This window comes from Acinetobacter sp. TAC-1 (genome assembly GCF_029025845.1).
Classification (GTDB): Bacteria; Pseudomonadota; Gammaproteobacteria; order Pseudomonadales; family Moraxellaceae; genus Acinetobacter; species Acinetobacter guillouiae.
The window spans coordinates 3,077,140-3,099,993 of the sequence record NZ_CP118892.1; the positions used below are offsets into that span (position 1 = coordinate 3,077,140).

A 22,854-nucleotide genomic window follows, 5' to 3' on the forward strand; every position below is an offset into this window, starting at 1 on the left:
AAAAGTGGTGCCATATAACATCTATCTTATACCATCTAAACTAATACAATTTAGAAATGGTCAGATTGAAACAATCTCTATAAATCCTCCCTAAAGACTCCAATTAATCAGCACATTTTTGTAACAATGTTGCACACTCATTTTCATAAGTGTGCAAATTATATGTCCCTTTTATTCCTTTTTTAGAATGCCATAATATAGCTTCAGCAATATCCGTTGGATATCCTAACCTAGATAAATTAGTTCTCAATGTCCTTCTTAAGTCATGAGGATTCCAATCTTCCATATCTTCTGGCCATAACTGGTCAGGTTGTAAATTATGATTATTGGCTCTATATTCACCTTTCAATACCCACTTTGTTTCAGTCAAAGTTTTTTTGAGCAATTGGTTTTCCTGTGCAAAATAACGGAAATAAATAAAGGCTATTCAAACGTGGAAGAGTTTTTAAGTACTCTACACATTGTTTCGATAATTCGACAAAACGCTCAGAAAAATAATCTAAACCGGTTGCGTAATCATAGGCGATAACACACGCCCTGCCTGTACCTAAGCTCCGCGATCAATAATCTTTTTAATAAACTCTACAATATCCTTTCTAAGCACACTTTCAACTTACATATGGCCTAAAACTGCAATTACATCAGCATATAGAGTTCATCTTGCTTCAAGTTTTCCTTTTAATTTTCGCGCACCTTGTATATTTTTCTTAACTCCAGAGCGTGAATCAATAATCACTTTAGTTAAATAAAGATCAACTACGTCTTTTACGGTTAATATTTTATTAGTTTCTGATAGTTTTTCTTTTTTATTTTTGATTACCAGTTTTATGCTTTCGTTTCAGTTACTGGACAAACACCTTGTGACCTTAATAACATCAAACGCTGAAGTTCGATAAGCGCCTCAAGTCACATGTCAGGATAGTTATCCAATTCAGCATAGTTACCGTAATTTTTTTCAAAGAATTATCTATCGGGCTTCTATAACGATAAACGAAGCTTTTCAAACCAGTCTTACCGCAAACCACTCTCAAACCTGAATATTCACCGATATCACTTTTTACGGCATCCCTCTTCTTCATCTTATCAATAGCACGAGCAGATCATGCCATTTTCTTTTTGTTGCTAATTTCCGCACTCATCTTCGGATTCCTTTTTGTGAATCAGCCTCAATTTGTTAAGATGACGGCCGAGAGAAACCAATTTGTTTCCTCACACATTGTTGACTCAATTTTGGCACGAACAAAAGTACACTAAAGCTATGCTTTTTCCTTTGCTTAGGTCAGATTTGCACAGAAGTTGTTAGAATTGGTTAGATTGCCAAACTTTCAAAATAAACTTATTTATTATTTAAATTTAGAGATTTAACATACATGAATAGCATGGAAACAATGGCTGACTTATCCTCCCACACCCCTATGATGCAGCAATATCTAAAAGTAAAAATGCAGCATCCACACTCTTTAATGTTCTATCGCATGGGCGATTTTTACGAACTGTTTTTTGACGATGCTAAAAAAGCCGCAAAACTTTTGGGTATTACCCTCACTCATCGTGGTAAAGCAAATGGTGAACCTATTCCAATGGCGGGTGTTCCATACCATGCTGCAGAAGGTTATTTGGCGCGTTTGGTTAAAAAAGGCGAAGCGGTTGTCATCTGTGAGCAAATTGGTGAAGTCACAGGTAAGGGACCTGTTGAACGCGGTGTGGTGCGAATTATCACCCCTGGAACATTAACTGATGATGCCCTGTTAACCGCAACACAAGCATCGAATCTAGTTGCGATCTGCTTCCAACAAAACCAAATTGGTATGGCACTGTTGGATTTAAGTGCGGGTATTTTTAAAGTTCAACAACAAGAGTTTAAATCTGAAAGCTTGGCGATTGAATTAGCTCGCTTAATGCCAAGTGAGATATTGGTCGATGAAGACATAGTCGACCCAAATATTATTGAAGATATTAAACGACAAATTGAATGCCCGATTACCAAACGGCCCAATGTCGATTTTAATTTAAATAACGCACAAAAAACCTTATGTGACCAATTCGCAGTTTCCACACTTTCTGGTTTTGGTATTGACCACTTACCCTTGGCTAAAGCGGCTGCCGCTGCACTGATTCATTATGCCAAAGAAACTCAAAAAACTGCGTTACCACATATTCGTTCAATTAAATTAGAACAAAGCTCAGATTTTATTGCACTTGATCCTGTTACACGCCGTAATTTAGAAATTATTGATCCATTATTTGAGCACGGTACTTCGCTATTTAGCTTAATCAATGATTGCCAAACTGCAATGGGCGGACGATTACTGGCACGTACCTTGATGCAACCCATTCGTGATACTCAAATCTTAGATGCACGTTTAGATGCAACGGATACTTTACTCAAAGGCTACCATGAAAGTCCTGTTCGCTTAGTCTTAAAAGAAATTGGCGATATTGAACGGGTTTTAAGTCGTGTTGCACTTGGCAGTGCACGTCCTCGTGATTTGGTGCAGCTTCGTCAAGCATGTGCACAAATCCCATTTTTAAGACATGCAATCCAACCGATTCTTGAGACTCAGCAATCTAAATTGATTGTGCAATTGAATGAAGAATTGGGCGATTTTAATGGATTACACCAACGTTTACTGTCTGCGATTGTTGAACATCCTCCTGTACTATTGCGTGATGGCAATGTAATTGCAGAAGGTTTTGATGATGAGCTTGACGAACTGCGTAAAATTCGTGACCATGCAGGCCAATTCCTGATTGATTTAGAAATCAAAGAGCGAGAAAACACGGGCATTAATACCCTGAAGATTGGTTATAACCGTGTCAGTGGTTACTATATCGAACTCACCCGTGCCCAAGCAGAACAAGCGCCTGATCATTACATCCGTCGTCAGACGCTGAAAAATGCCGAGCGTTATATCACCCCAGAATTAAAATCTTTTGAAGATAAAGTACTTTCCAGTGAATCACGTGCGCTTGCGCGAGAAAAACTACTCTTTGAAATGTTACTGGAAGAATTAAGAGCGGATATTGCCAATTTACAAATGATGAGTGCATCGATTGCTCATATCGACTTATTGGCAAACTTTGCCCATCAAGCCCGTTTGAATAATTGGAATCGACCTGAATACAGCCCAGAAATCGGGATTAAAATTACCGCTGGTCGACACCCTGTAGTTGAATCACTCAGTAAAACGCCATTTACTCCCAATGATACCCTACTCGATTTCAATCATCGTATGGCGATCATTACAGGGCCAAACATGGGCGGAAAATCAACCTTTATGCGTCAAACTGCTCTGATTAGTTTGCTGGCGTATTGCGGCAGTTTCGTCCCTGCTAAAACAGCGAAGTTAGGACCGATTGACCGTATATTTACTCGAATTGGCTCTGCTGATGATTTATCTACGGGTAAATCTACCTTTATGGTGGAAATGACCGAAACATCTCAAATTTTGCACCATGCAACCAATCAGTCTTTGGTGCTTATGGATGAAGTTGGTCGTGGTACAAGTACTTATGATGGACTATCTCTAGCTTGGGCATGTGTGCTTGATCTAACCAAACGAATCAAATGTTTATGTCTCTTTGCCACACATTATTTTGAATTAACTGAGCTTTCAAAAGAAGTGGCTATTGATAACTACCATGTGACTGCCAAAGAGTTAAATGGTAATTTGATTCTATTGCATAAAGTTCAACAAGGTCCTGCCAGCCAAAGTCATGGTTTACAAGTTGCAAAACTTGCGGGGATCCCTGCGGGGGTGATTAAAGAAGCGCAAAAGCGTTTAAAAATTTTAGAGAAACAACAACAGCAACAATTGCAATCCGTTGTGCAAAATGACTTATTTGCGGAAGTTGAAACCGTTGAGCCTGAAAAGTTTGAACACATCATTGAAATTGAAAAAGTCGTTGAAGTTGAAAAGTCATCACCAGTACTCGATGCTTTAGCAAATATTGATGTCGATGATTTAACCCCTCGCCAAGCGCTTGATCACCTCTATGCATTAAAAGCAGCACTAAATGCATAAGCAGTAACAGCTATCCAGTCTAAGTAAGTTTGAAACTCTCTACTTAGGCTGGAAATAACTTGCGTCTATTGATCTTTAAATAGCAATCTAGACGATAACTTAAGCCAGTCTAAAGTGTAAAATTGCACTCCATAATGAGTGATTGAATGCCAAGTTTTAGGAGAATAATATCAATATTTCACTTAAGCCCCTGCAGCTTTCCGATATAGATCTCATTTGGCAACATATTGATCGACGTGAATTAATCACTCAAATGTATCTACAACAAAAGCAAAATTTACATTTGGTCGATTGTTTTTATGATGTGCAAAGCTGGGATGAATATCATTTAGAAAATGATCCCCCGCTGTTAAAGCAGCATCTTATTCAAGGTGGACGATGTGTGGGCGCATTTAATCAATTGAATCGATTAATTGGTGTGCAACTGGTATCTAATCAAGTCATCACTGATTATCCAGAGGCGAAGCTATTACAATATTTTTATGTCGATGCAAATCATCAAGGTCTTGGTCTTGGTACACAGCTCATGCACTCAGCGATAAAATCAGCTGAGCAACTTGGTGCACAACAACTGTATATTTCAGCAACACCAACCCAGCGTACTGTCGACTTTTATCTTAAACAAGGCGCGCAGGTCTTAGAAAAACCTGATCAACAATTATGGGAATTAGAACCTGAAGATATTCATCTTATCTATACATTGTGATGATCTAACGGATACTGAAAATACAGCTCTAAATAATTCTAAAGATAATGACTGACTAAAAAACCAGCACACGAAGGCGATAATCCCATTTCGTTTCTGTGATTTAGTCTCATATTTATGTTCTTTTTTGAATATGTTTAGCATTTTTTCACCTATGGCCACATCAAAATAACAGCGCATATTTTAAAAAATGCATAATTCATCACAAGTTAGGAGAATTTTCTATAAAAAAAATTGATTTAGCAGGTTCTTCTATATTAAATATCAATAAAAGCAATTGTTAGTTTGCGGCGTTTTCCCTAAAATACAGCATTATTAATTAGAACCATATTTTTAGGTAGCTGACGCCATGACCTTTGTTGTCACTGAAAATTGTATTAAGTGTAAATATCAAGACTGCGTAGAAGTATGTCCAGTAGACTGTTTTTATGAAGGTCCAAATTTCCTAGTCATTAGTCCAGACGAATGTATTGACTGTGCGCTATGTGAACCTGAGTGTCCTGCAAATGCAATTTTCTCTGAAGATGAACTCCCTGAAGGTCAAGAAGTATTTATTGAACTAAATGCTGAACTTGCTCAAAAATGGCCAAACATTACTCAAATCGGTGATCAACCTGAAGATCGTGAAGAGTGGAATGGTAAAGCCGATAAATTACAATACTTAGAAAAATAAGTATTGTATAAAAAAGATCAGCTTAGGCTGATCTTTTTGCATTTTAATATGTAAATTGTACATTTATTTGCAATTTATCCATAATACACGCACCAAACTAGACTAAAATAGCCCGTTACTTGCTTTAGCTAATATTGAGAATGAAATTTATTTTGAAAGGTTTACTTGCTGTCGGTGTTACTACAATGATTCTGGCTGGATGTACATCTTCCCCTCAAAAGAATCCAACAATTAGCACGTCGCATGGTCAGCGTATTTACATCCCCGAAGAAAAAATTACGATTGAGCGACCCATTCCTCCTAAAACGATGCCTTCATCTTATCGCCAATGGTTGATCTATGGAGACAATCAGTCACGTGCACGTGATTATGAACGTTTTCTTGAACAAAATAATGCTGGAAATATTATTCCTAGTTTTGAGTTATTTAAAACTGCACGGGATTGGGACAAGTGTGGTAAGTCTGAATATATGATTCCAAGCCGTGAGCTTTGGAGTAATCAATTACCAACATTAAAAGTATTTAAATACTTGGTTGCCTCTAAAGTTCTGACTGATTTTACCGTAACCTCGGTATATCGAGACTTACCTTTAAACCAATGTGCGGGTGGTGCTGGATCTTCACGTCACTTATTCAATTCAGCCATTGATTTCCGTATTGGGCCAGAAAATCCGCAACCTCAAGATTATGCCTATATCGAACACACCAAATTCAAATTATGCCAGTTCTGGTCGCAGTATGGCCAAAGCTTAAACATGGGCTTGGGATTGTATGCTTCAGGGCAAATCCATATTGATACTCAAGGATATCGTACTTGGGGACCTGATCTCACCCGTAATAGCTCAATGTGTAATTTTTAATACCCCATATTCAATTTAAAAGAGATCGATAAGATCTCTTTTTTATGACCAAGTATTTGATCACTGATCATATTTTAGATCAAAACACCCTTAAATAAAAAACGCCCAATGAAATTCATCGGGCGTTTTTTGAAATAAAATTAATCTATTTCAAACGTCAATCAACTGGATATCAATCTAGTCAATTGCAGGCGTATAGGTACCATCAGCAATCGCATCTTTAATACGATCAGCTTCTTCTAACACCAAGGCAAGAAGATTCTTCACGTTTTCTAAAGTTGCAACTGGACTTAAAGTGGTCATTTTCAAAGATTGAACCTGTCCAACTTTAGTCACACCAATATTGGCTTCACCGCGCGCAAATAATTCATCTGCAACGTTTTGATTCAAAGTATCAAGTAATTCAACTGGATAATTATCAGGTATTACACGGAATAATACCGATGCAAATTGTGGATCAACCAGCATTTCCAAACCAGCAGTAGCACTGATGTAATCTGCCACTTCACGAGTTAGCTTAACGCCATGGTCAATCATTGAACCATAAAGCTCTTCACCTAGGTTTTCAATCGTCATCCACAATTTCAACGCATCAAAACGGCGTGTAGTTTGTAGAGATTTAGACACTAGGTTCGGTACACCATGTTCTTCATCATAAGCAGAATTTAAATATTCAGCTTCATAATGCATGAAACGATAGTTCGCTTCATCTTTCAACAAGAACGCACCACATGAAATACTTTGGAAATAATGCTTATGGAAATCCAATGTAATCGAATCAGACAATTCAATACCATCAAGCATTGAACGGTAGTCATTGGATAAGATCAGTGCACCACCCCATGCTGCGTCGATATGCATCCACGCGCCATATTTATTGGTGATTTCACGCACTTTCTTCAATGGATCAATCGCACCTGCATCGGTTGTCCCAGCAGTCGCAACAACACAAGCAACGATTTTACCTTCAGCCTGTAAATGCGCCATGGTTTTTTCGAGCGCATCAACATCCATCTGTGCATTTTCATTGACTGGAACAGTCACCACAGATTGGAAGCCCATGCCCATCATCGCCATGTTCTTTTGCACAGAAAAATGTGCATTTTCAGAACAGATCACTTTGACATTACGCATGGCATCACTTGGAACGCCATCACGTTGCACAGACCAAGGCAGACCATTTTCGTCTTTCCAGTTCTTGGCAATACACCAGTCACGCGCTAACAATACGCCCATTAAATTAGATTGAGTACCGCCAGAGGTGAACACACCTGCCTGACCTGCACCATAACCTACTTTTTGACGCAGCCAGTCGATCAATTGAACTTCCATCAAAGAACCTGCTGGGCTTTGATCCCATGAGTCCATTGATTGGTTGGTCGCATTAATCAAGACTTCAGCAATTTGACTTGTCACCATGGTTGGGCAATGCAAATGTGCTAAAGAGTGCGGATGATGTACTTTCAAACTTTTGTTCAGGAAAAGCTCAACCATACGCTCAAGCGATTGGTGTAAACCTAGACCTTGTTTAGACGGTGCAAAAGAAATCGCTTCACGAAGTTCTTTAATGCTCCCACCTGTATACATTTTGTCATTTTGCAACCATGCTGCGACCGCTTTAGTCGCCTCACCCATTGCTGACTCATAGTCAGCAATAGATTGAGCATCATTGCAGAGTAACGCTTTACGATGTTCTGCAAAATCTACCATGAATTAAGCGCCTCGAACTGCAATAAGAGCCTCTGCAACCGCTTTCTTAAAGCGCGCAATAGCTTCTTCACATTCTTCTTGAGTAATGATCAATGGGCAAAGTAAACGAATCACTGTACCGCTACGGCCGCCTTTTTCTAACAATAATTTATTGTTAAAACATGCCGTTTGAATTGCAGCAGCCAACTGTGAATCCGCAGGAAGAGAACCCATATGATCCGCTTGCTTACGCTCATCCACAATTTCGATACCGATCATTAAACCGCGACCACGAACATTACCAATACATGGGAATTCTTGCGCTAATTTTTTCAATTCAGCTTGTAAGAAATCACCACGTTGTTGCGCATTTTGTGCAAGGTTTTGCTCTTTAATGGTATTGATCGTTGCAAGACCAGTACCCATTGCAAGTTGGTTACCACGGAAAGTACCTGTGTGACCTGCAGGTTGCCAAGCATCAAACTTACGTTTAATACCCAAAACAGCCAATGGTAAGCTACCACCCACTGCTTTTGACATCACCACAACATCAGGTTCAATACCAGCATGTTCAAAAGCAAACATTTTGCCTGAACGTGCAAAGCCCGCTTGAACTTCGTCCAAAATCAACACAATGTTATGACGCTCAGTCACTTCACGGATTTTTTGCAACCATTTCGCAGGCGCTGTAACCACACCGCCTTCACCTTGAATTGCTTCAAGAATCACAGCTGCAGGCTTAGTTACACCGCTTTCGACATCTTCAATGAAGTTTTCGAAATAATAAGTTAAGGCATCAACACCTGCTTCACCGCCAACACCCAACGGGCAACGGTATTCATGCGGGTATGGCATAAATTGTACGCCTGGCATTAAGCCATTTACCGCATTTTTAGCAGATAAGTTACCTGTCATCGCTAACGCGCCATGAGTCATCCCATGGTAACCTCCAGAGAAACTGATAACTGTATTGCGACCTGTATAGGTTTTCGCCAATTTAATCGCTGCTTCTGTACCATCTGCACCAGATGGGCCACAGAACTGTAAGCAATACTCTTCTTGCCCACCCGGAAGTTGTGCAAGCAGTGCTTCAGTGAAAGCATCTTTTAAAGGCGTTGTTAAATCTAAAGTATGTAAAGGGAGACCACTCGCTAAAGTGTCTTGAATACTTTTAATCACCGCAGGATGGTTATGGCCTAATGCCAATGTTCCTGCCCCAGCTAAACAATCGAGGTACTTTGTACCTTCAACATCGGTAACCCAACAACCATGTGCTTCCGCTATCGCTAACGGTAATTTACGTGGATAACTACGAACATTCGATTCCATCTGACTTTGGCGAGTCAAGTAGTATTCGTTTGTGGAAGTGGCAGCAGGATTTACAGAAGTAACGCTCATATCGAATTACCATCTCTGATATGGGTTGAAAGAAATAAGTCGGGTGACTTGTGGTCCTTTGACTCGGTGCTTTATAGAAATCTAGTTAGAGTGCTTTTAATCTTCATAACTAGGAGCGCGATAATACAGTTTTTTACAAGAAAATAAATATCTTTTATGTACTTATCCACACTCCATTTATCGAAAAAAACATTTAGCTAAATCTAATTGGTTATTATCATCATACTATGTGACAAAGCAAAGAAAAGCCGATAATTAAAATCACTTTATAAATCTCAACCCTTCTGATCATTTTTTATCACAATCAAACTCGATAAGCTTTTAATTTTTAAAATATTTTAATCAAAACAAAATTGCAATTTATATGCAAATTATTACAAATGCACCACAAAATCTGCCATAGTTTTCCGCAAACCAGATTTATGATTAAAAACAGATTCAATTTATACAATATATCTTTCGGTCATAAAATTTAGTCAAACAATTTTAAGGATTCATTATGCGTTATTTAGCTTTAACTACTTTACTCTTGGGAACCACACTGAGCACAATGACGATGGCAGCAGAAAATGACCCGTTAAACTACAATATTGTCAACGTTCAAGCAGATGCGACACGTCAAGTGTCTAATGATGAAATGCATGCTGTACTTTTTATTGAGAAAAACAACAAGCAACCTGCTGAGTTATCTTCTCAAATTACCCAGTTAATGAATCAAGCCATTAGCATTTCGAAAAAGTATCCACAAGTTAAAGTCGAAACCGGTTCACAAACCACTTATCCTGTTTATGACAATGACAACCAAAAATTGAAAGAATGGCGTGGTCGTGCAGAAATTCAAATCGAAAGTAAAGATTTTAAAGCGGCAAGCCAGTTAATCAACGAGTTGCAAACCAGCTTCCAAACACAATCGATTAATTTCACAGTGTCTGATGAACAACGTAAAAAAGTTGAAAATGAATTGATGGTTGAGGCTTCAAAGAACTTCCAACAACGTGCGCAAATTTTAACTCAAGCATGGAATAAATCGTCTTATAACTTGGTCAATATCAACATCAATACCAGCAACTCTTATCCGCAACCAGTTTATGCAGCGCGTGCATCTATGGCTAAGTTCGAAGCTGCCGATGCAGTCGGTGGTCAGAACATGGCCGCTGGTGAATCAAAAATCACAGTCAATGCCAATGGTTCGATCCAGTTTAAATAATTTTTTGATGAGTATAAAGACCGTGCTTATGCACGGTTTTTTGCTATTGCAATATAAAAAAGTGAATATTTGATTAAAAAATCTATTAATTTGAATTAAACAATAGTTTTAAATGATAATCATCCTGATTTAAAAATATGCTTGAAGAGATTAAGATACGCACAATTTCAAATGCCTATCTCTTTATGAAAATTTCAAGCCATAGAACACCTGACTTCACCCTGTTTAAACCCTCACATCTCAGCCTTGCAATTGCTGTTTCACTTAGCTTTATATCCAATGCTGCTTTTGCCGAAGACAATCAAGAAACTTCAACACAAACACTTAAAACAATCACCGTACAAGCTGAAGGAAACTGGCTTGAAGCAGCCAATGCTGAAAAAGTTCACAAGCATGCAGGTGCACGTACCATTATCGATCGTAAAAAAATGGACGAATCTGCGGTGACCTCTATCCGTGATGCGTTAAAACAAGTGCCAGGGGTTCAGGTTCAGGACAGCAATGGCACAGGGGGGAGTGATGTTTCACTCAATCTGGGGGTGCGTGGCTTAACCTCTCGCCTATCACCGCGCTCCACTGTGTTGATGGATGGTGTTCCATTATCCTTCGCGCCTTATGGTCAACCACAATTGTCTATGGCACCTGTTTCTATGGGCAATATTGAATCTGTAGACGTTGTTCGTGGCGCAGGTTCAGTCCGCTTTGGGCCTCAAAACGTGGGGGGAATCATCAACTTTAATACTCGAGCAATCCCTGAAAAACTATCAGGCTCTGTTGGTTTAACCACAGAATTCGCCACAGGTACCGACCAACTCAAGTACAGTCCAAACCTCTTTATCGGCGGTACTATGGATAATGGTTTAGGTCTTGCGCTACTTTATTCAGGAACCAAAGGAAATGGCTATCGCGAAGCCAATAACGACATAGATATTGATGACGTCATGTTAAAGTCGTCATATCAGTTTACAAATGCAGATTCGATTGCACTTAATTTGCATCATTATGAAGGTCGTGGCGAAATGCCAGAAGGCTTAACGACTGCGGATTATGCCAAAAACCCATACCAGTCAAACCAATACCGTAACTATTTTGCTGGCCGTCGTTCAGATGTTTCTGTTAAATACAGCCATAAAGATGAACTCAATAACTTTGAAATCCTTGGTTATTATGTCGATTCATTCCGTACCAGTGATCTAGAATCAGCTGTAGAAGGTACTGCAAATAGTCGAATTAGTAATTCTCCACGTGATTATAAATATTTTGGCATTGAACCACGTTATTCACGCGCCTACACTTTGGGCAATATGAATAATGAAGTCACTGTCGGTTATCGCTACTTACAAGAAGACAGTTCAGAGTTTTCGGGTCGTACAGCACAATATAACACTGCAACAGGCACACCAGGTGAACGTCTTGCCAACACCAGCAGTGAAGGTGGAACCAAAGCCCATGCCGTGTATATTGATAACCGTTTTGGTCTAGGTGCACTAACCATTACTCCGGGTGTACGTTTTGAGTCAATTAAAACCCATAATGATTATACCGCCTACCAAAATGGTAAATTCATCAATACGGTACATCCAAAAATCAATTCTGATGAGTTTTTACCAAGCCTTGCAGTGCAATACAATTTCAATGATCAGTGGAATGTCTTTGCCAATGCGGCGGTTTCTTTTGGTCCTCAACAATATAACCAATTGGCTAAAGTTGAAGGAAATAAAGCGATAACCACTTTAGATGGTCTGCATCCTGAAAAATCCAACAACTACGAAATTGGGACTAAATACCTCGGCAATGGTTTAAATGCTGAATTTACAGTGTTCTATTTAGACTTTGATAAAGAATTATTACTTGAACGCCCTGACAATATTGGTACAGGCATTTGGACCAATCTAGGTGCAACCAGTCATAAAGGTGTAGAGCTTGGCCTAAGTTATGACTTTGGTAATCTCTACGACTCTCTGCAAGGCTTAAAAGTCTATAGTAACTATACATTTACCAAAGCAGTGTCTGAGGCAGGTAAATTTGATGGTAAGGACTTACCTTATTATTCAAGACATGTTGGAAATTTAGGGCTTGGTTATAGCTTTGACAAATGGTCTATCAATGCAGATATGTTTGCTCAATCTAAACAACATGCGCCGGGTTCAGGCAATGTTTACCAAACTGTTGAAACGGCAGATGGTCGTACTGGTGATATCCCGGGTTACTCAACTTTTGCGGTACGTACTGGTTATGATTTTGGACAAGATTTTTACGGTTTAAAAGTTGCTGGTGGGATTAAAAACCTATTTGATCAAGAATACTTTACTCGTTCATCTGACTCTACAGGTGGTAAATACGTAGGACAGCCACGTACTTTCTATCTACAAACTTCTGTTGATTTCTAATTTTTTGAAAAACTTGTAGATTTACAAAGCATTTAAAACTAAAGCGCTAATCTCATAGATTGAGATTAGCGCTTTTTAATTACTTTTATTTGAATATATTCTATGATTATTCTCTTAAAATAGCAGTTAGAACAATCTGTAATGGAATACGAGACAATACTTCTGAGTTTAGGCTTCTTCGCTTTTTGTGCGGGTTTAATTGATGCTGCGGTGGGTGGAGGTGGATTAGTGCTACTCCCAGCACTAATGCATGCCTTTCCCAATCAAAGTCTCGCCACAGTTTTTGGAACCAATAAAATCATTGCCATGGCAGGGACTGTATCTTCTGCATTTGCTTACTTTAAGAAAGTTACGATCAATTGGAAACTTATATTACCCACAATGTTGGCAGCATTTATATTTTCTTTTTTAGGTGCAATGTCAGTTTCGTTGATTCCGAAAGAGTTGATGCGTTATATCGTATTCTTTTTACTGATCTTGATTGCGATCTACACCTTTGCCAAAAAAGACTTAGGTAAAGTCCATACTGTGTTACAGACGGGTAAGAAAGAAATTGCGTTAGGTTTATTTTTTGGCGCCTTAATTGGATTTTATGATGGAATTTTTGGCCCTGGGACAGGCAGTTTTTTACTCTTTCTGTTTGTGAAAGTATTTGCTTTTGATTTTTTAAATGCTTCTGCATCTGCCAAATTGGTCAATGTCGCCACCAATATTGCTGCCATGTTTTTCTTTATCCCTTCTGGGCATATTTTATGGATGGCTGGCATCATTTTAGCAGTTTGCAATGTTTTAGGCTCACTTGCGGGTACAGCTTTAGCATTTAAATATGGAAGTGGTTTTATTCGTATTTTCTTTTTAATTTTACTGGTATTTTTAATTGGCCGAATGGGCTATGACTTATTTATCGGTTAGTCATTCATACTTAATATAAAAATTGAATGAAGCCCACCAAAATGCGGGCTTCTAAACTAAGATTCTAAAAAAACTTCCTATGGAAGTTTTTCCAAAGATTCAAATCTTTTCAGCTTTATCTAAAAAGTATTGTGTGGCTTCAGTTAAATCCATATCTAATTCATTGGCAATAATGGCTAACCACCAAACACATTCACCTAACTTATGCTGCAACTCTTGTTGAGCATCGCCTTTGTGTAGCCACTTCCCTGTCTGCGCCATGACTAATCTGCCAACCAATCCAGCATCAGATAAAAATGCCAACGCATCCTCTTGCACTGTCCATTCAGCATGATGATTTATTCGCTCTAGCTCATGATAACGTTCTCTGATTTTTACTGAACGTGCTACAACCTCATCAACCGTTATTTTATGATCCATCATTTTGCTCGTTTAAAAATTAGAGCTTACTTGATTTTGTAAAATTGATTCGATTAGAAATGTAATGCGTTCAAAATTGAGTGTCTAGCAATAATCGCTATTGATACACTTTTTATGAGTGAAGCGTTCAAACATAATTTTATAAAATGATTTTTCTCAAAAAAGCTAAGTAAAATCAGGGCGCGCCCAGCGTTCACTCATATGCCAATTGACCAGATCAATAGCTGCATCACTTTCTAAAAATTCATTTTCATCTTCTAAAGCATCTTCATTCAGCTGATATAAGTCATTGTCTAAATCATCTGAAAATTGTTGAAGTAAATCGGTAATCGAGTTGGCGACCAAAATCCCAACATCATATTCATGATCAATAAAGATCACTTGGCCAATTTGACCAACGGCGGTGGGTGCTAAATCCACATACAAACCTGTGCGCCCACCATCGTGCGCAAACTGGACCCAATCCCGATGGTGGGCATTGGTTGGATTGATTTGTGGGTCAGCATGTTGAAGAACAAACAACTCATCAACGAGATCCGCAAGATCAGCACGTTTATTTTCAATATTGGTCAGCGATAAAAATTCCATACCATAAAATAAACTGCCTAAATTTTCCTCTTCATTCATCCCATTATGCCAACAGTACAACTGTTTAAAATCATCAGGTAAATGTTTAGAAAGCCTTTGTTCAAATTGTTCTATATCTGAAATACTTGCCGCAGGATTGAGTGATTGATTTGCGATCTTTGCAGCATGTTGCACTAACCAATTTTGTATATTTTCTAATTGTTTTTGAATCATGTTCTTCTCATTTATCTTAGGGTCTGTTGACATTTCATAAATGGCTTGCGTTGTAGGCTAAAATTGAGCATGAGACGTATACGTCGTAAAGCATGAATGAGAATAGCGAGACTATTTTCGAGTTTCATAACACAGGCTGAGATAATTTTAGCCACAACCCTTCGGGACTAGTGTGTTTTTTGCCGTTACGAGTTACCTTGCGAAACGTTGTTTCTCATCATTTAGAATGACTAAATTTCATACTCCGCGCCTAATATCGCCTAAAAAACACTCGCAGTCGCAAACGTAGACGAATTGTCAACAAACCCTTATAACAGTCAAATAAACTTTACTGAAAAACCCAATCATTGACAATAAAAAAGCCACTTAAAAGTGGCTTTAGCTTTAGCAAATCAACTATTTTTTAAATGGAAATGCATATTTCACAATACGTCCAAGGACTTGACCATATTGCTTAAACAAACTTGCATTGTTGTAGTTTAAACCATACTTTTTACATACCGCTTCAACTTTAGGCGCCATTTTACGATAGCGACGAGCAGGTACTTCAGGGAATAAATGATGCTCGATTTGATGGCTCAAATGACCTGTCAAAATATGAAATGCTTCTGAACCAGTTAAATTCGAAGAACCGCGAATCTGGCGCATATACCAATGTCCACGACTTTCATCCTGTAAAACAGTTTTAGGGAACACTTCGACATCTTTGGTAAAGTGACCACAGAAAATGATACTAAATGTCCAAATATTACGGATACCATTGGCAACTAAATTACCTGTAAATACAGGTAAAGCTGCCGGGCCAGCAATCACAGGAAAGAAAAGATAATCTTTAAAAAACTGTTTACCAATTTTCTTTTGAGTCGGCTTCCACTCTTCTTTAAATTGCGCCCACGTTTTACGTTTATAAACCAATTTACCAATTTCAAGGTTTTGAATCGCAACGCCCCATTGGAACAATAAACAGAATGGAATTGCATATAAAGGCTGCAATAAAAAACCCGGTTTCCAACGTTGTTCTGGGAATAAACGCAATAAACCATAGCCAATATCATCATCCATCCCTTTGATATTGGTATAGGTATGATGCTTATAATTATGGGTTTGGCGCCAGTTGTCAGAAGTTCCAACAATATCCCATTCGTAAGTTGTACCTTTAAAGCGTGGATCATTCATCCAATCATATTGCCCATGCATAACATTATGACCGAGTTCCATGTTTTCCATGATCTTGGCAAAGCTCAGTAAACCTGTACCAAGTAACCATGCTGGTGGGAACCAACCTGCAAATAAACATGCTCGGCCTAAAATACTGCTATAACGAATAGCGGCATATACTTTTTTGATATATTTGGCATCTTTTTCGCCAATATCATCTAAGACTTCTTGCTTAATCGCATCTAGCTCGCGCGCTAAAGCATCAAGCTCAGTCTGGGTCAGTTCACGGTTTTTGGTGTTTTTAAAATATTGAATTTTAACTGGCATATTCATGATAAAACTCGCTTAAAGATCAATAACTAAATCAGTTTTGGCAGTATTTACACAAATTCTCAGCAAATTATTTGGTTCAAAATTTTCTTGACCATTGACTAAGTTTTTTGTGGCACCCTGTGCTTTATTACACGCGCATTTATTGCAAATCCCCATTCTGCAACCATGTTCTGGTTTGATATTTTGTTGTTCTAAGCCAACTAAAATGGCTTGACCTTTAGGGATTGCAACCACTTTATTGGATTTGGTTAATGTGACATTGATAAATCCGGTGTCATCAGAAATCACGGGGCTTAGGCTAAATGCTTCGCTTTTGAGTACTTTGGCCTGTTCAAATAATTGTTCAGCTGTTGCCACAAAACCTGAAGGACCACATACATACACTGTGCTTTGCTCAAGATTTTTAATGATATGTAAATATTCATTATTTAAACGTGCATCCGCAGGTATTTCTTGGGTATAGAACACATCAAATTTAAAATCGGGATAGTGTTGGGCTAATTGCTCAAACTGTTGTTTAAAGGCAACGTCTGCATTTTTTTTAACCCAATACATTAAATGTACTGGCTGACGATCAAGCTGCTGGTTGGCTGCCAAGGCCTGAATCAAGCTATACATCGGCGTAATACCACTGCCCGCAGCGACCAGAATCAATGGACTGACAACTTGAGGCAATAACATATCACCATAAGGTCGACCAAATTCAATCACCTCACCCACTTGGGCATGTTCAAACAACCAGTTACTCACAATGCCTTTTTCTACTTTTTTTGCCGTGAGTAATACATGTTGCGTATCTAATTGAGTCAGACTATAGGTACGTTCATAACGACGACCATTGATTTCGACAGTGATTGGATGATGCTGCCCGGCTAACCCCATTTTAAACAAACGGTTAATTTTGATGGTTAAGCTGATCGTATCTGCGGCGGATTGTTCTTTTTCAACAATTTTCCCCAAAGCTTGTTGAACTGACCACAATGGATTAATTTTCTGTAGCCAAAAATTAGTCGTATGAGTACCTAACACCATATCAAATATAGCGTTTACGGGAGATTTTTGCTTTTCAATAGCGTGCATACTAGGCTCACCATCTGAGTGATTTTTAATTATTATACACATGTATATATATTTGTATATACGCGTGTATTGTATCTAGACATTTCATTTATGTAATGACAAAGGCTATAATGAAAAAAATATTTTAACTATTTGATACTTTATGAATCCAACGTCCGTATTACCTCAGAACCCAGCTACCCTTCAAGATCAAATTCATGAGCTTGAAAAAGTTTCTGTACGTACTGTTGGACGCAAAGCGACAATTACCAAAGAAGAATTATTCCAAGCCGCCTTAAATTTGATTGGACCGCAAAAAAGTATTTCCTCTTTAAGTTTAAGAGAAGTTGCTCGTGAAGCTGGGATTGCGCCAAATAGTTTTTATCGTCACTTTAAAGATATTGATGAGTTGGCGATTGAACTGATTGATCGTTCAGGTGTGGTGCTTCGTCAAATTTTGCATGAAGCTCGAATCAAGGCAATCAGACAAAGCAGTATTATTCGCAGTTCAGTTGAAGTATTTATTGAACAACTAGATGCCGATGAAGGTAACCTCAGTTTACTACTGCGTGAAGGTTATACAGGATCAAAGCAATATAAACTTGCTGTAGACAAACAACTTAATTATTTCCAACAAGAACTCCAAGAAGATTTGATTCGAATAGAACGCATCAATCACAGTAAATTAACCCATCCTGATTTAGTCGCCAAAGCAATTACTCAGCTGGTATTTAATATGGGTGCCAAGGTGATTGATTTGCCAATTGCTGAACGTAAAGAAGTCGCTGAACAAACCATGGTGATGATTCGTATGTTACTCGAAGGTTCGCGTCATTTAGACGAAGCGCAAATTAAATAATAGCTATTCTTTCATAGCCTATTAAATACAAGTATCAAGACCCTATGATCAGTCACAATCAACAAAATATTCGTGTAGGCATACTGGGTGTGACTGGCCGCATGGGACAAATGCTAGTTCAGGCCTGTCTCAATGCGGGACTAAACATCACTGTTGCTACAGCAAGAGTTGCAAGTGCAGCGATTGGTCATGAACTAGGACAGTATCTCAATATAGCACCATTAAATGTGCTCATTTCAGATCGTTTGGAAGACGTCATTCAGCATTGTGATGTGGTGATTGATTTCACTACAGCAGAAGCATTATCGCAACATTTAAAAATTTGTCAGCACGCTAAAAAGCCGATGATTATTGGTATCACTGGTTTATCTGAGCAATTAAATCAATACATTGCTCAAGCCGCACAAGATATTGCTATCGTGCATTCAGGCAATTATTCCATTGGCGTCAATCTTAGTATTGATCTGGTTCGAGTTGCTGCCCAATTATTAGGTACAGGATTTGAAGCTGAAATCATCGAAGCACACCATCGACAAAAAATAGATGCGCCATCAGGTACTGCACTGATGTACGCAGAAGCGATTGCTCAAGTCAGAGCACAATTGCTCAGCGATTTAGCGGTCTATCAACGCCATGCTCAGGTTGCTGAGCGAACACCCCAACAGATCGGTTTACAAGCTATACGTGGTGGTGACATTGTTGGTGAACATAACACAATATTTTATGGTCATGGGGAACAGGTCGAAATCAAACATATTGCAAGCAATCGGATGAACTTTGCGACTGGTGCAATTCGTGCCGCAATGTGGTGTATGTCTCAACCCGCTGGCTTATATAATATGCATGACGTGATTCATTTGAATCACTCACTTTAATAGCGCTCTATGTACTATCCAGTGTACTGCTCAATGTACGCAGCATTAAATTTTTTTTGCTCAATCACGCGATCGTCATCTTTTATATTTCTATAACGTTTTTTAAAGACTTTTCACCCAGTATTCAGACCAAATATTTTCACATTGAATTAAGCTTTGTATTTAAAAATAGCTATCTCGCCGCGAGTTAGAGTGATATAAATCTAACTTGGTATTTTTATATTCCCCTATACATCAATTGTATAATTGAGCTCTATTCACATGAAACTGTTAAATGATCGTCAAAGTATTATTGCAAGTTACTTACTCATGCTGATCTTTTTGTCTTTACTGATTCCCTTGCATCTCTTAGCGTCATTTTTTGCAGGTTTTGTTGTTTTTGAAATCATCAATAGTTTAGGTAGCATTACAGAAAGATATATTGATGGTCAAAGAGCGCGCTTGACCATTAGCATTATTCTTGCCATTTTTATTATTTCTTTGATTGTGCTCAGCATCACAGGGTTAATTAGCTTTGTTCAACACGATTTGCAAGGTGCGGGGATCAATGCTATCAGTGACCAAGTCGATCAGACCTTACAAAAACTACAACTTGAAGTGGCACAATATATTCCCGGATTTATTCCTTATTCACTCACTGAATTAAAAGATCAAACCTTTGATTTAATCAAAGATAATTTATCCACCTTAAAAAGTACTGGAACAGGCTTTTTACATAATTTAGCCACGATGTTGATTGGTATGATTGTGGGGATCCTTGTCTCATTAAACCAACTGCGCCCACAGCCGGATCAGCCAGAATTTAAGCGTGCCATGATCACACGTATTGAGAATCTTTCGTCATCTTTTAAAAATGTGGTGTTTGCGCAGTTTAAAATTTCGTTAATCAATACCTTTTTATTTTTGATTTTCTCTCACCTGATCCTCCCAGTATTTGATATACATTTACCTTTTGCCAACACCTTGGTGATCCTGACTTTTATTTTTGGATTAATTCCAATTGTCGGAAACTTACTCTCCAATACCATTATTGTTATGGCAGGTTTAACCATTTCAGTATCTACCGCTGGTATCGCATTACTTTATCTGATTTTTATCCATAAACTGGAATACTTTATTAATGCCAAAATTATTGGCACAAAAATCCATGCAGCGTCATGGGAAGTGTTATTGGCAATGTTAGTCTTTGAGTCGTTCTTTGGCTTAGCGGGTTTAATTGTTGCACCCATTTTCTATGCCTATCTCAAGTTAGAACTTAAACAAGCTGAAATGATTTAAAACATAGTTCATTTGAGTCATCAAGAAACCCTTCTTTTAAAGGTATGAAGTATTACTTTGTAAAAGAAGAAAATTAAAAAAAGCCTGAGTTGATCAACATTACAATTCAGGCTTTTTTGCTAATAATACGAATGTAGTTAAAAACTTTTATTCCCAGACCACTTCTCGTTTCTGTTGTGCCCAAGCGTCTAAGAATGGCTCATAGCGACTTTCAATTTTATTACGTTTAATTTTCATCGTTGGGGTAAGTAAATCATTTTCCATGGTCCATGGTTCATTGACTACGACAAAAAAGCTGATTTTTGCATGAGGCTCCAGTTCTTCATTGATCTTCACTCTTAATGCTTTTAAGGCGTTTTCAATTTCATCTCGCTTCGGGTTCTGCTTCAGACTGTTACGAATATCTTCAGCCAACATAATAAAGGCAACTGGTTGTGGTTGGCTTGAACCACCAATACATACAGATTCAATTAATGCCTGATTTCCGATTTTTTGCTCAGTCGGAACTGGCATGATGTATTTGCCTTTACTTGTTTTAAAAATATCTTTAATTCGACCCGTAATTTTTAACCGCCCTTCTGCATCGATCTCGCCCAAATCCCCAGTACGTAAAAATCCATCTTCGGTCATATCTTCTGCAGTTTTTTCAGGATTTTTATAATAGCCCAACATGGTTCCTGGGCTTTTTACCAGAATTTCACCATTTTCATCAATTTTACACTCCACTTTAGGTTGGGCATGCCCCACATAACCACTGGCAAACTGCCCCACACGTGTCACATGCGAATAACCACAATTTTCAGTCATGCCATAGACTTCAAGTAACTCTAAACCTAAATTTCGATACCATAAAATAATATCTGTAGGTAGCGGTGCCGCAGCAGTAAATGCATAACGGACATGATTTAGCCCGAGTTTAGTGAGTAATTTCTTTTTAACCAACTTACCTAACACAGGTATTTTAAATAAAACCTTTTGTATATGGAGCGGTATTTTTTCATTAACGCCCAAATAGAACTTGGTCCATAAGCGCGGTACCGAAAAGAATAATGTAGGTTTGGCACGATTCAAATCTTCAACAAAGGTTTCAATTGAATTTGCAAAATACACGGTAAAACCGCAAACCATCAATGAAGATTGAATAAAAATACGTTCTGCAACATGTGCAAGTGGTAGATAAGATAAGGCTCGATCAGATATTGTCACTTGATAAGTTAATCTGAGCTCACGAGCAGCCGATAAAAGTGTCGCAAAACTTTGCATAACTCCTTTAGGTACACCCGTACTACCAGACGTATAAACGATGGTCGCTAAATCATTTTTATTGGGCAAGATTGGGTTTTCTAGTGGGGCAACAGATTGCACAATATCATTCCATTGCGGTGCATCGAATTCAGGTGATAATGCCAAACGCACGCAAGCTAAATCTTGCGGAATGATTGTTTTTACCTCATTCCAGCTATCCGCTTTACCGTCCAATTTTCCAATAAATAAGAGTTTTGCTTCACTGTGGTTGAGTACATAAGCTGCACCTTCCGCATTGAGTGTTGGGTAGAGTGGGACTGAGATATGACCTGACATCCAGATCGCTAAATCTGCCATAAGCCAATGCGCACTATTTTTACCATAAATTGCAATCGCACTCTTTTCAGGCAAGTTTAAAGACTGTAAATAACTCGCCATACTGCGAACTTGTTGTGCAACTTCCGACCATGTGTAATGCACTGCATTGCCATTGGCCAATGGTTGTACAAACACATCTTTTTGCGGTAATTGCTTTTCCCAATGAAGTAGATAGTGCACATGGGTATCATGAAACTCAACAAAATCCTTGTTTTCCATATCATTTCTTCCATTATTTTAAGTTTTTATCTTGGCTATAGACCGTTGCTTTCGAACTTGTCTATTTGGATACACAATACTGAATGATCAAATTACATGGGTGGGTAAACTTTATCTCTAAAAGAAAAAATCGAGATCAAAGTACACTATTTAAATAGCATAAAAACGGTTGCAATGTATACAACAAACTCCCTGTAAATCGTTCATTGATTATTGTTGTAAAGTAGATCTCATTCAATGATACATGGGGTTTCTATGGTGTGGTGAAATTGATGAATGGTCTATAGCCCCCACACAAGACATGGTCATATAAATGGTTCAATAATAGGAATTAATTTTTATAAATTGATATAATTTTTACATTTAAAA

The 22,854-nt window shown here is 38.3% G+C and carries 17 protein-coding genes and 1 pseudogene; 10 read left to right on the top strand and 8 right to left on the bottom strand.

The genetic code is table 11. The annotated features are described in order from the left end of the window. Positions 1–103: 103 nt before the first annotated feature. Positions 104–1,079 (bottom strand): annotated as a pseudogene (locus tag PYV58_RS14290) (integrase). 291 nt (positions 1,080–1,370) lie between these two features. On the opposite strand from PYV58_RS14290, the gene mutS reads away from it, so the two are divergent. The 4 genes from mutS to PYV58_RS14310 all read left to right on the top strand — a co-directional run bounded on the left by mutS (position 1,371) and on the right by PYV58_RS14310 (position 6,264). Beyond that, on the top strand, positions 1,371–4,025 hold the full coding sequence (gene mutS, locus PYV58_RS14295; RefSeq protein WP_105714269.1) for a DNA mismatch repair protein MutS: 2,655 nt from the start codon (positions 1,371–1,373) through the stop codon (positions 4,023–4,025). A 169-nt stretch (positions 4,026–4,194) separates the two neighbouring features. Continuing rightward, positions 4,195–4,731, top strand: a complete 537-nt coding sequence (locus PYV58_RS14300; protein ID WP_081407415.1) for a GNAT family N-acetyltransferase — start codon at positions 4,195–4,197, stop codon at positions 4,729–4,731. Positions 4,732–5,080: 349 nt separating this feature from the next. Further along, positions 5,081–5,404, top strand: a complete 324-nt coding sequence (gene fdxA, locus PYV58_RS14305; protein WP_004721686.1) for a ferredoxin FdxA — start codon at positions 5,081–5,083, stop codon at positions 5,402–5,404. 140 nt (positions 5,405–5,544) lie between these two features. Next, a complete protein-coding gene (locus tag PYV58_RS14310; protein ID WP_004721687.1) occupies positions 5,545–6,264 on the top strand; it encodes a D-Ala-D-Ala carboxypeptidase family metallohydrolase in 720 nt (239 codons plus the stop codon). Between the two features lie 177 nt (positions 6,265–6,441). Here PYV58_RS14310 and PYV58_RS14315 read toward each other — a convergent pair whose 3' ends face one another. Beyond that, on the bottom strand, positions 6,442–7,974 hold the full coding sequence (locus PYV58_RS14315; RefSeq protein WP_034617801.1) for an aspartate aminotransferase family protein: 1,533 nt from the start codon (positions 7,972–7,974) through the stop codon (positions 6,442–6,444). A gap of 3 nt (positions 7,975–7,977) precedes the next feature. Then, positions 7,978–9,351 carry a diaminobutyrate--2-oxoglutarate transaminase gene (locus PYV58_RS14320; protein WP_004721690.1) on the bottom strand — a complete coding sequence of 458 codons (1,374 nt, stop codon included), beginning with the start codon at positions 9,349–9,351 and terminating at the stop codon, positions 7,978–7,980. Positions 9,352–9,850: 499 nt separating this feature from the next. Here PYV58_RS14320 and PYV58_RS14325 point away from each other — a divergent pair, with 499 nt between their 5' ends. The 3 genes from PYV58_RS14325 to PYV58_RS14335 all read left to right on the top strand — a co-directional run bounded on the left by PYV58_RS14325 (position 9,851) and on the right by PYV58_RS14335 (position 13,860). Further along, positions 9,851–10,558: an SIMPL domain-containing protein gene (locus PYV58_RS14325; protein ID WP_004721692.1), complete on the top strand. Its 708-nt coding sequence runs from the start codon at positions 9,851–9,853 to the stop codon at positions 10,556–10,558. A gap of 185 nt (positions 10,559–10,743) precedes the next feature. Further along, positions 10,744–12,948, top strand: coding sequence for a TonB-dependent siderophore receptor (locus PYV58_RS14330; RefSeq protein WP_034617804.1), 2,205 nt, complete (start codon positions 10,744–10,746; stop codon positions 12,946–12,948). A gap of 141 nt (positions 12,949–13,089) precedes the next feature. After that, positions 13,090–13,860 (top strand): TSUP family transporter, encoded by a 771-nt coding sequence (locus tag PYV58_RS14335; RefSeq protein ID WP_004820319.1) that lies wholly within the window; start codon positions 13,090–13,092, stop codon positions 13,858–13,860. A gap of 99 nt (positions 13,861–13,959) precedes the next feature. Here PYV58_RS14335 and PYV58_RS14340 read toward each other — a convergent pair whose 3' ends face one another. The 4 genes from PYV58_RS14340 to PYV58_RS14355 all read right to left on the bottom strand — a co-directional run bounded on the left by PYV58_RS14340 (position 13,960) and on the right by PYV58_RS14355 (position 17,652). After that, on the bottom strand, positions 13,960–14,280 hold the full coding sequence (locus PYV58_RS14340; protein ID WP_004721698.1) for a hypothetical protein: 321 nt from the start codon (positions 14,278–14,280) through the stop codon (positions 13,960–13,962). A gap of 165 nt (positions 14,281–14,445) precedes the next feature. Then, the gene (locus PYV58_RS14345) at positions 14,446–15,081 is read right to left on the bottom strand and encodes an SMI1/KNR4 family protein (RefSeq protein ID WP_004820316.1); all 636 of its coding nucleotides are present in this window, start codon (positions 15,079–15,081) and stop codon (positions 14,446–14,448) included. 396 nt (positions 15,082–15,477) lie between these two features. After that, positions 15,478–16,572 (bottom strand): fatty acid desaturase, encoded by a 1,095-nt coding sequence (locus PYV58_RS14350; protein WP_004721703.1) that lies wholly within the window; start codon positions 16,570–16,572, stop codon positions 15,478–15,480. A gap of 12 nt (positions 16,573–16,584) precedes the next feature. After that, positions 16,585–17,652 (bottom strand): ferredoxin reductase, encoded by a 1,068-nt coding sequence (locus PYV58_RS14355; RefSeq protein WP_034617791.1) that lies wholly within the window; start codon positions 17,650–17,652, stop codon positions 16,585–16,587. Between the two features lie 142 nt (positions 17,653–17,794). Here PYV58_RS14355 and fabR point away from each other — a divergent pair, with 142 nt between their 5' ends. The 3 genes from fabR (at position 17,795) to PYV58_RS14370 (ending at position 20,643) form a co-directional block, all read left to right on the top strand. Continuing rightward, entirely contained in the window at positions 17,795–18,490 is a 696-nt protein-coding gene (gene fabR, locus PYV58_RS14360; protein ID WP_004721706.1) for an HTH-type transcriptional repressor FabR, read from the top strand. Positions 18,491–18,534: 44 nt separating this feature from the next. After that, positions 18,535–19,365, top strand: a complete 831-nt coding sequence (gene dapB, locus PYV58_RS14365; protein ID WP_034617789.1) for a 4-hydroxy-tetrahydrodipicolinate reductase — start codon at positions 18,535–18,537, stop codon at positions 19,363–19,365. 261 nt (positions 19,366–19,626) lie between these two features. Then, positions 19,627–20,643, top strand: coding sequence for an AI-2E family transporter (locus PYV58_RS14370; RefSeq protein ID WP_004820310.1), 1,017 nt, complete (start codon positions 19,627–19,629; stop codon positions 20,641–20,643). Positions 20,644–20,790: 147 nt separating this feature from the next. Here PYV58_RS14370 and PYV58_RS14375 read toward each other — a convergent pair whose 3' ends face one another. Next, positions 20,791–22,485 (bottom strand): AMP-binding protein, encoded by a 1,695-nt coding sequence (locus PYV58_RS14375; protein WP_034617787.1) that lies wholly within the window; start codon positions 22,483–22,485, stop codon positions 20,791–20,793. Positions 22,486–22,854: the final 369 nt, after the last annotated feature.

What these genes read in the sequence shown, in the direction of transcription:
- mutS (WP_105714269.1), top strand. Translation starts at nt 1,371, where the DNA reads ATGAATAGCATGGAAACAATGGCTGACTTATCCTCCCACACCCCTATG.
- fdxA (WP_004721686.1), top strand. Translation starts at nt 5,081, where the DNA reads ATGACCTTTGTTGTCACTGAAAATTGTATTAAGTGTAAATATCAAGAC.
- PYV58_RS14310 (WP_004721687.1), top strand. Translation starts at nt 5,545, where the DNA reads ATGAAATTTATTTTGAAAGGTTTACTTGCTGTCGGTGTTACTACAATG.
- PYV58_RS14315 (WP_034617801.1), bottom strand. Translation starts at nt 7,974, where the DNA reads ATGGTAGATTTTGCAGAACATCGTAAAGCGTTACTCTGCAATGATGCT.
- PYV58_RS14320 (WP_004721690.1), bottom strand. Translation starts at nt 9,351, where the DNA reads ATGAGCGTTACTTCTGTAAATCCTGCTGCCACTTCCACAAACGAATAC.
- PYV58_RS14325 (WP_004721692.1), top strand. Translation starts at nt 9,851, where the DNA reads ATGCGTTATTTAGCTTTAACTACTTTACTCTTGGGAACCACACTGAGC.
- PYV58_RS14330 (WP_034617804.1), top strand. Translation starts at nt 10,744, where the DNA reads ATGAAAATTTCAAGCCATAGAACACCTGACTTCACCCTGTTTAAACCC.
- PYV58_RS14335 (WP_004820319.1), top strand. Translation starts at nt 13,090, where the DNA reads ATGGAATACGAGACAATACTTCTGAGTTTAGGCTTCTTCGCTTTTTGT.
- PYV58_RS14340 (WP_004721698.1), bottom strand. Translation starts at nt 14,280, where the DNA reads ATGGATCATAAAATAACGGTTGATGAGGTTGTAGCACGTTCAGTAAAA.
- PYV58_RS14345 (WP_004820316.1), bottom strand. Translation starts at nt 15,081, where the DNA reads ATGATTCAAAAACAATTAGAAAATATACAAAATTGGTTAGTGCAACAT.
- PYV58_RS14350 (WP_004721703.1), bottom strand. Translation starts at nt 16,572, where the DNA reads ATGAATATGCCAGTTAAAATTCAATATTTTAAAAACACCAAAAACCGT.
- PYV58_RS14355 (WP_034617791.1), bottom strand. Translation starts at nt 17,652, where the DNA reads ATGCACGCTATTGAAAAGCAAAAATCTCCCGTAAACGCTATATTTGAT.
- fabR (WP_004721706.1), top strand. Translation starts at nt 17,795, where the DNA reads ATGAATCCAACGTCCGTATTACCTCAGAACCCAGCTACCCTTCAAGAT.
- dapB (WP_034617789.1), top strand. Translation starts at nt 18,535, where the DNA reads ATGATCAGTCACAATCAACAAAATATTCGTGTAGGCATACTGGGTGTG.
- PYV58_RS14370 (WP_004820310.1), top strand. Translation starts at nt 19,627, where the DNA reads ATGAAACTGTTAAATGATCGTCAAAGTATTATTGCAAGTTACTTACTC.
- PYV58_RS14375 (WP_034617787.1), bottom strand. Translation starts at nt 22,485, where the DNA reads ATGGAAAACAAGGATTTTGTTGAGTTTCATGATACCCATGTGCACTAT.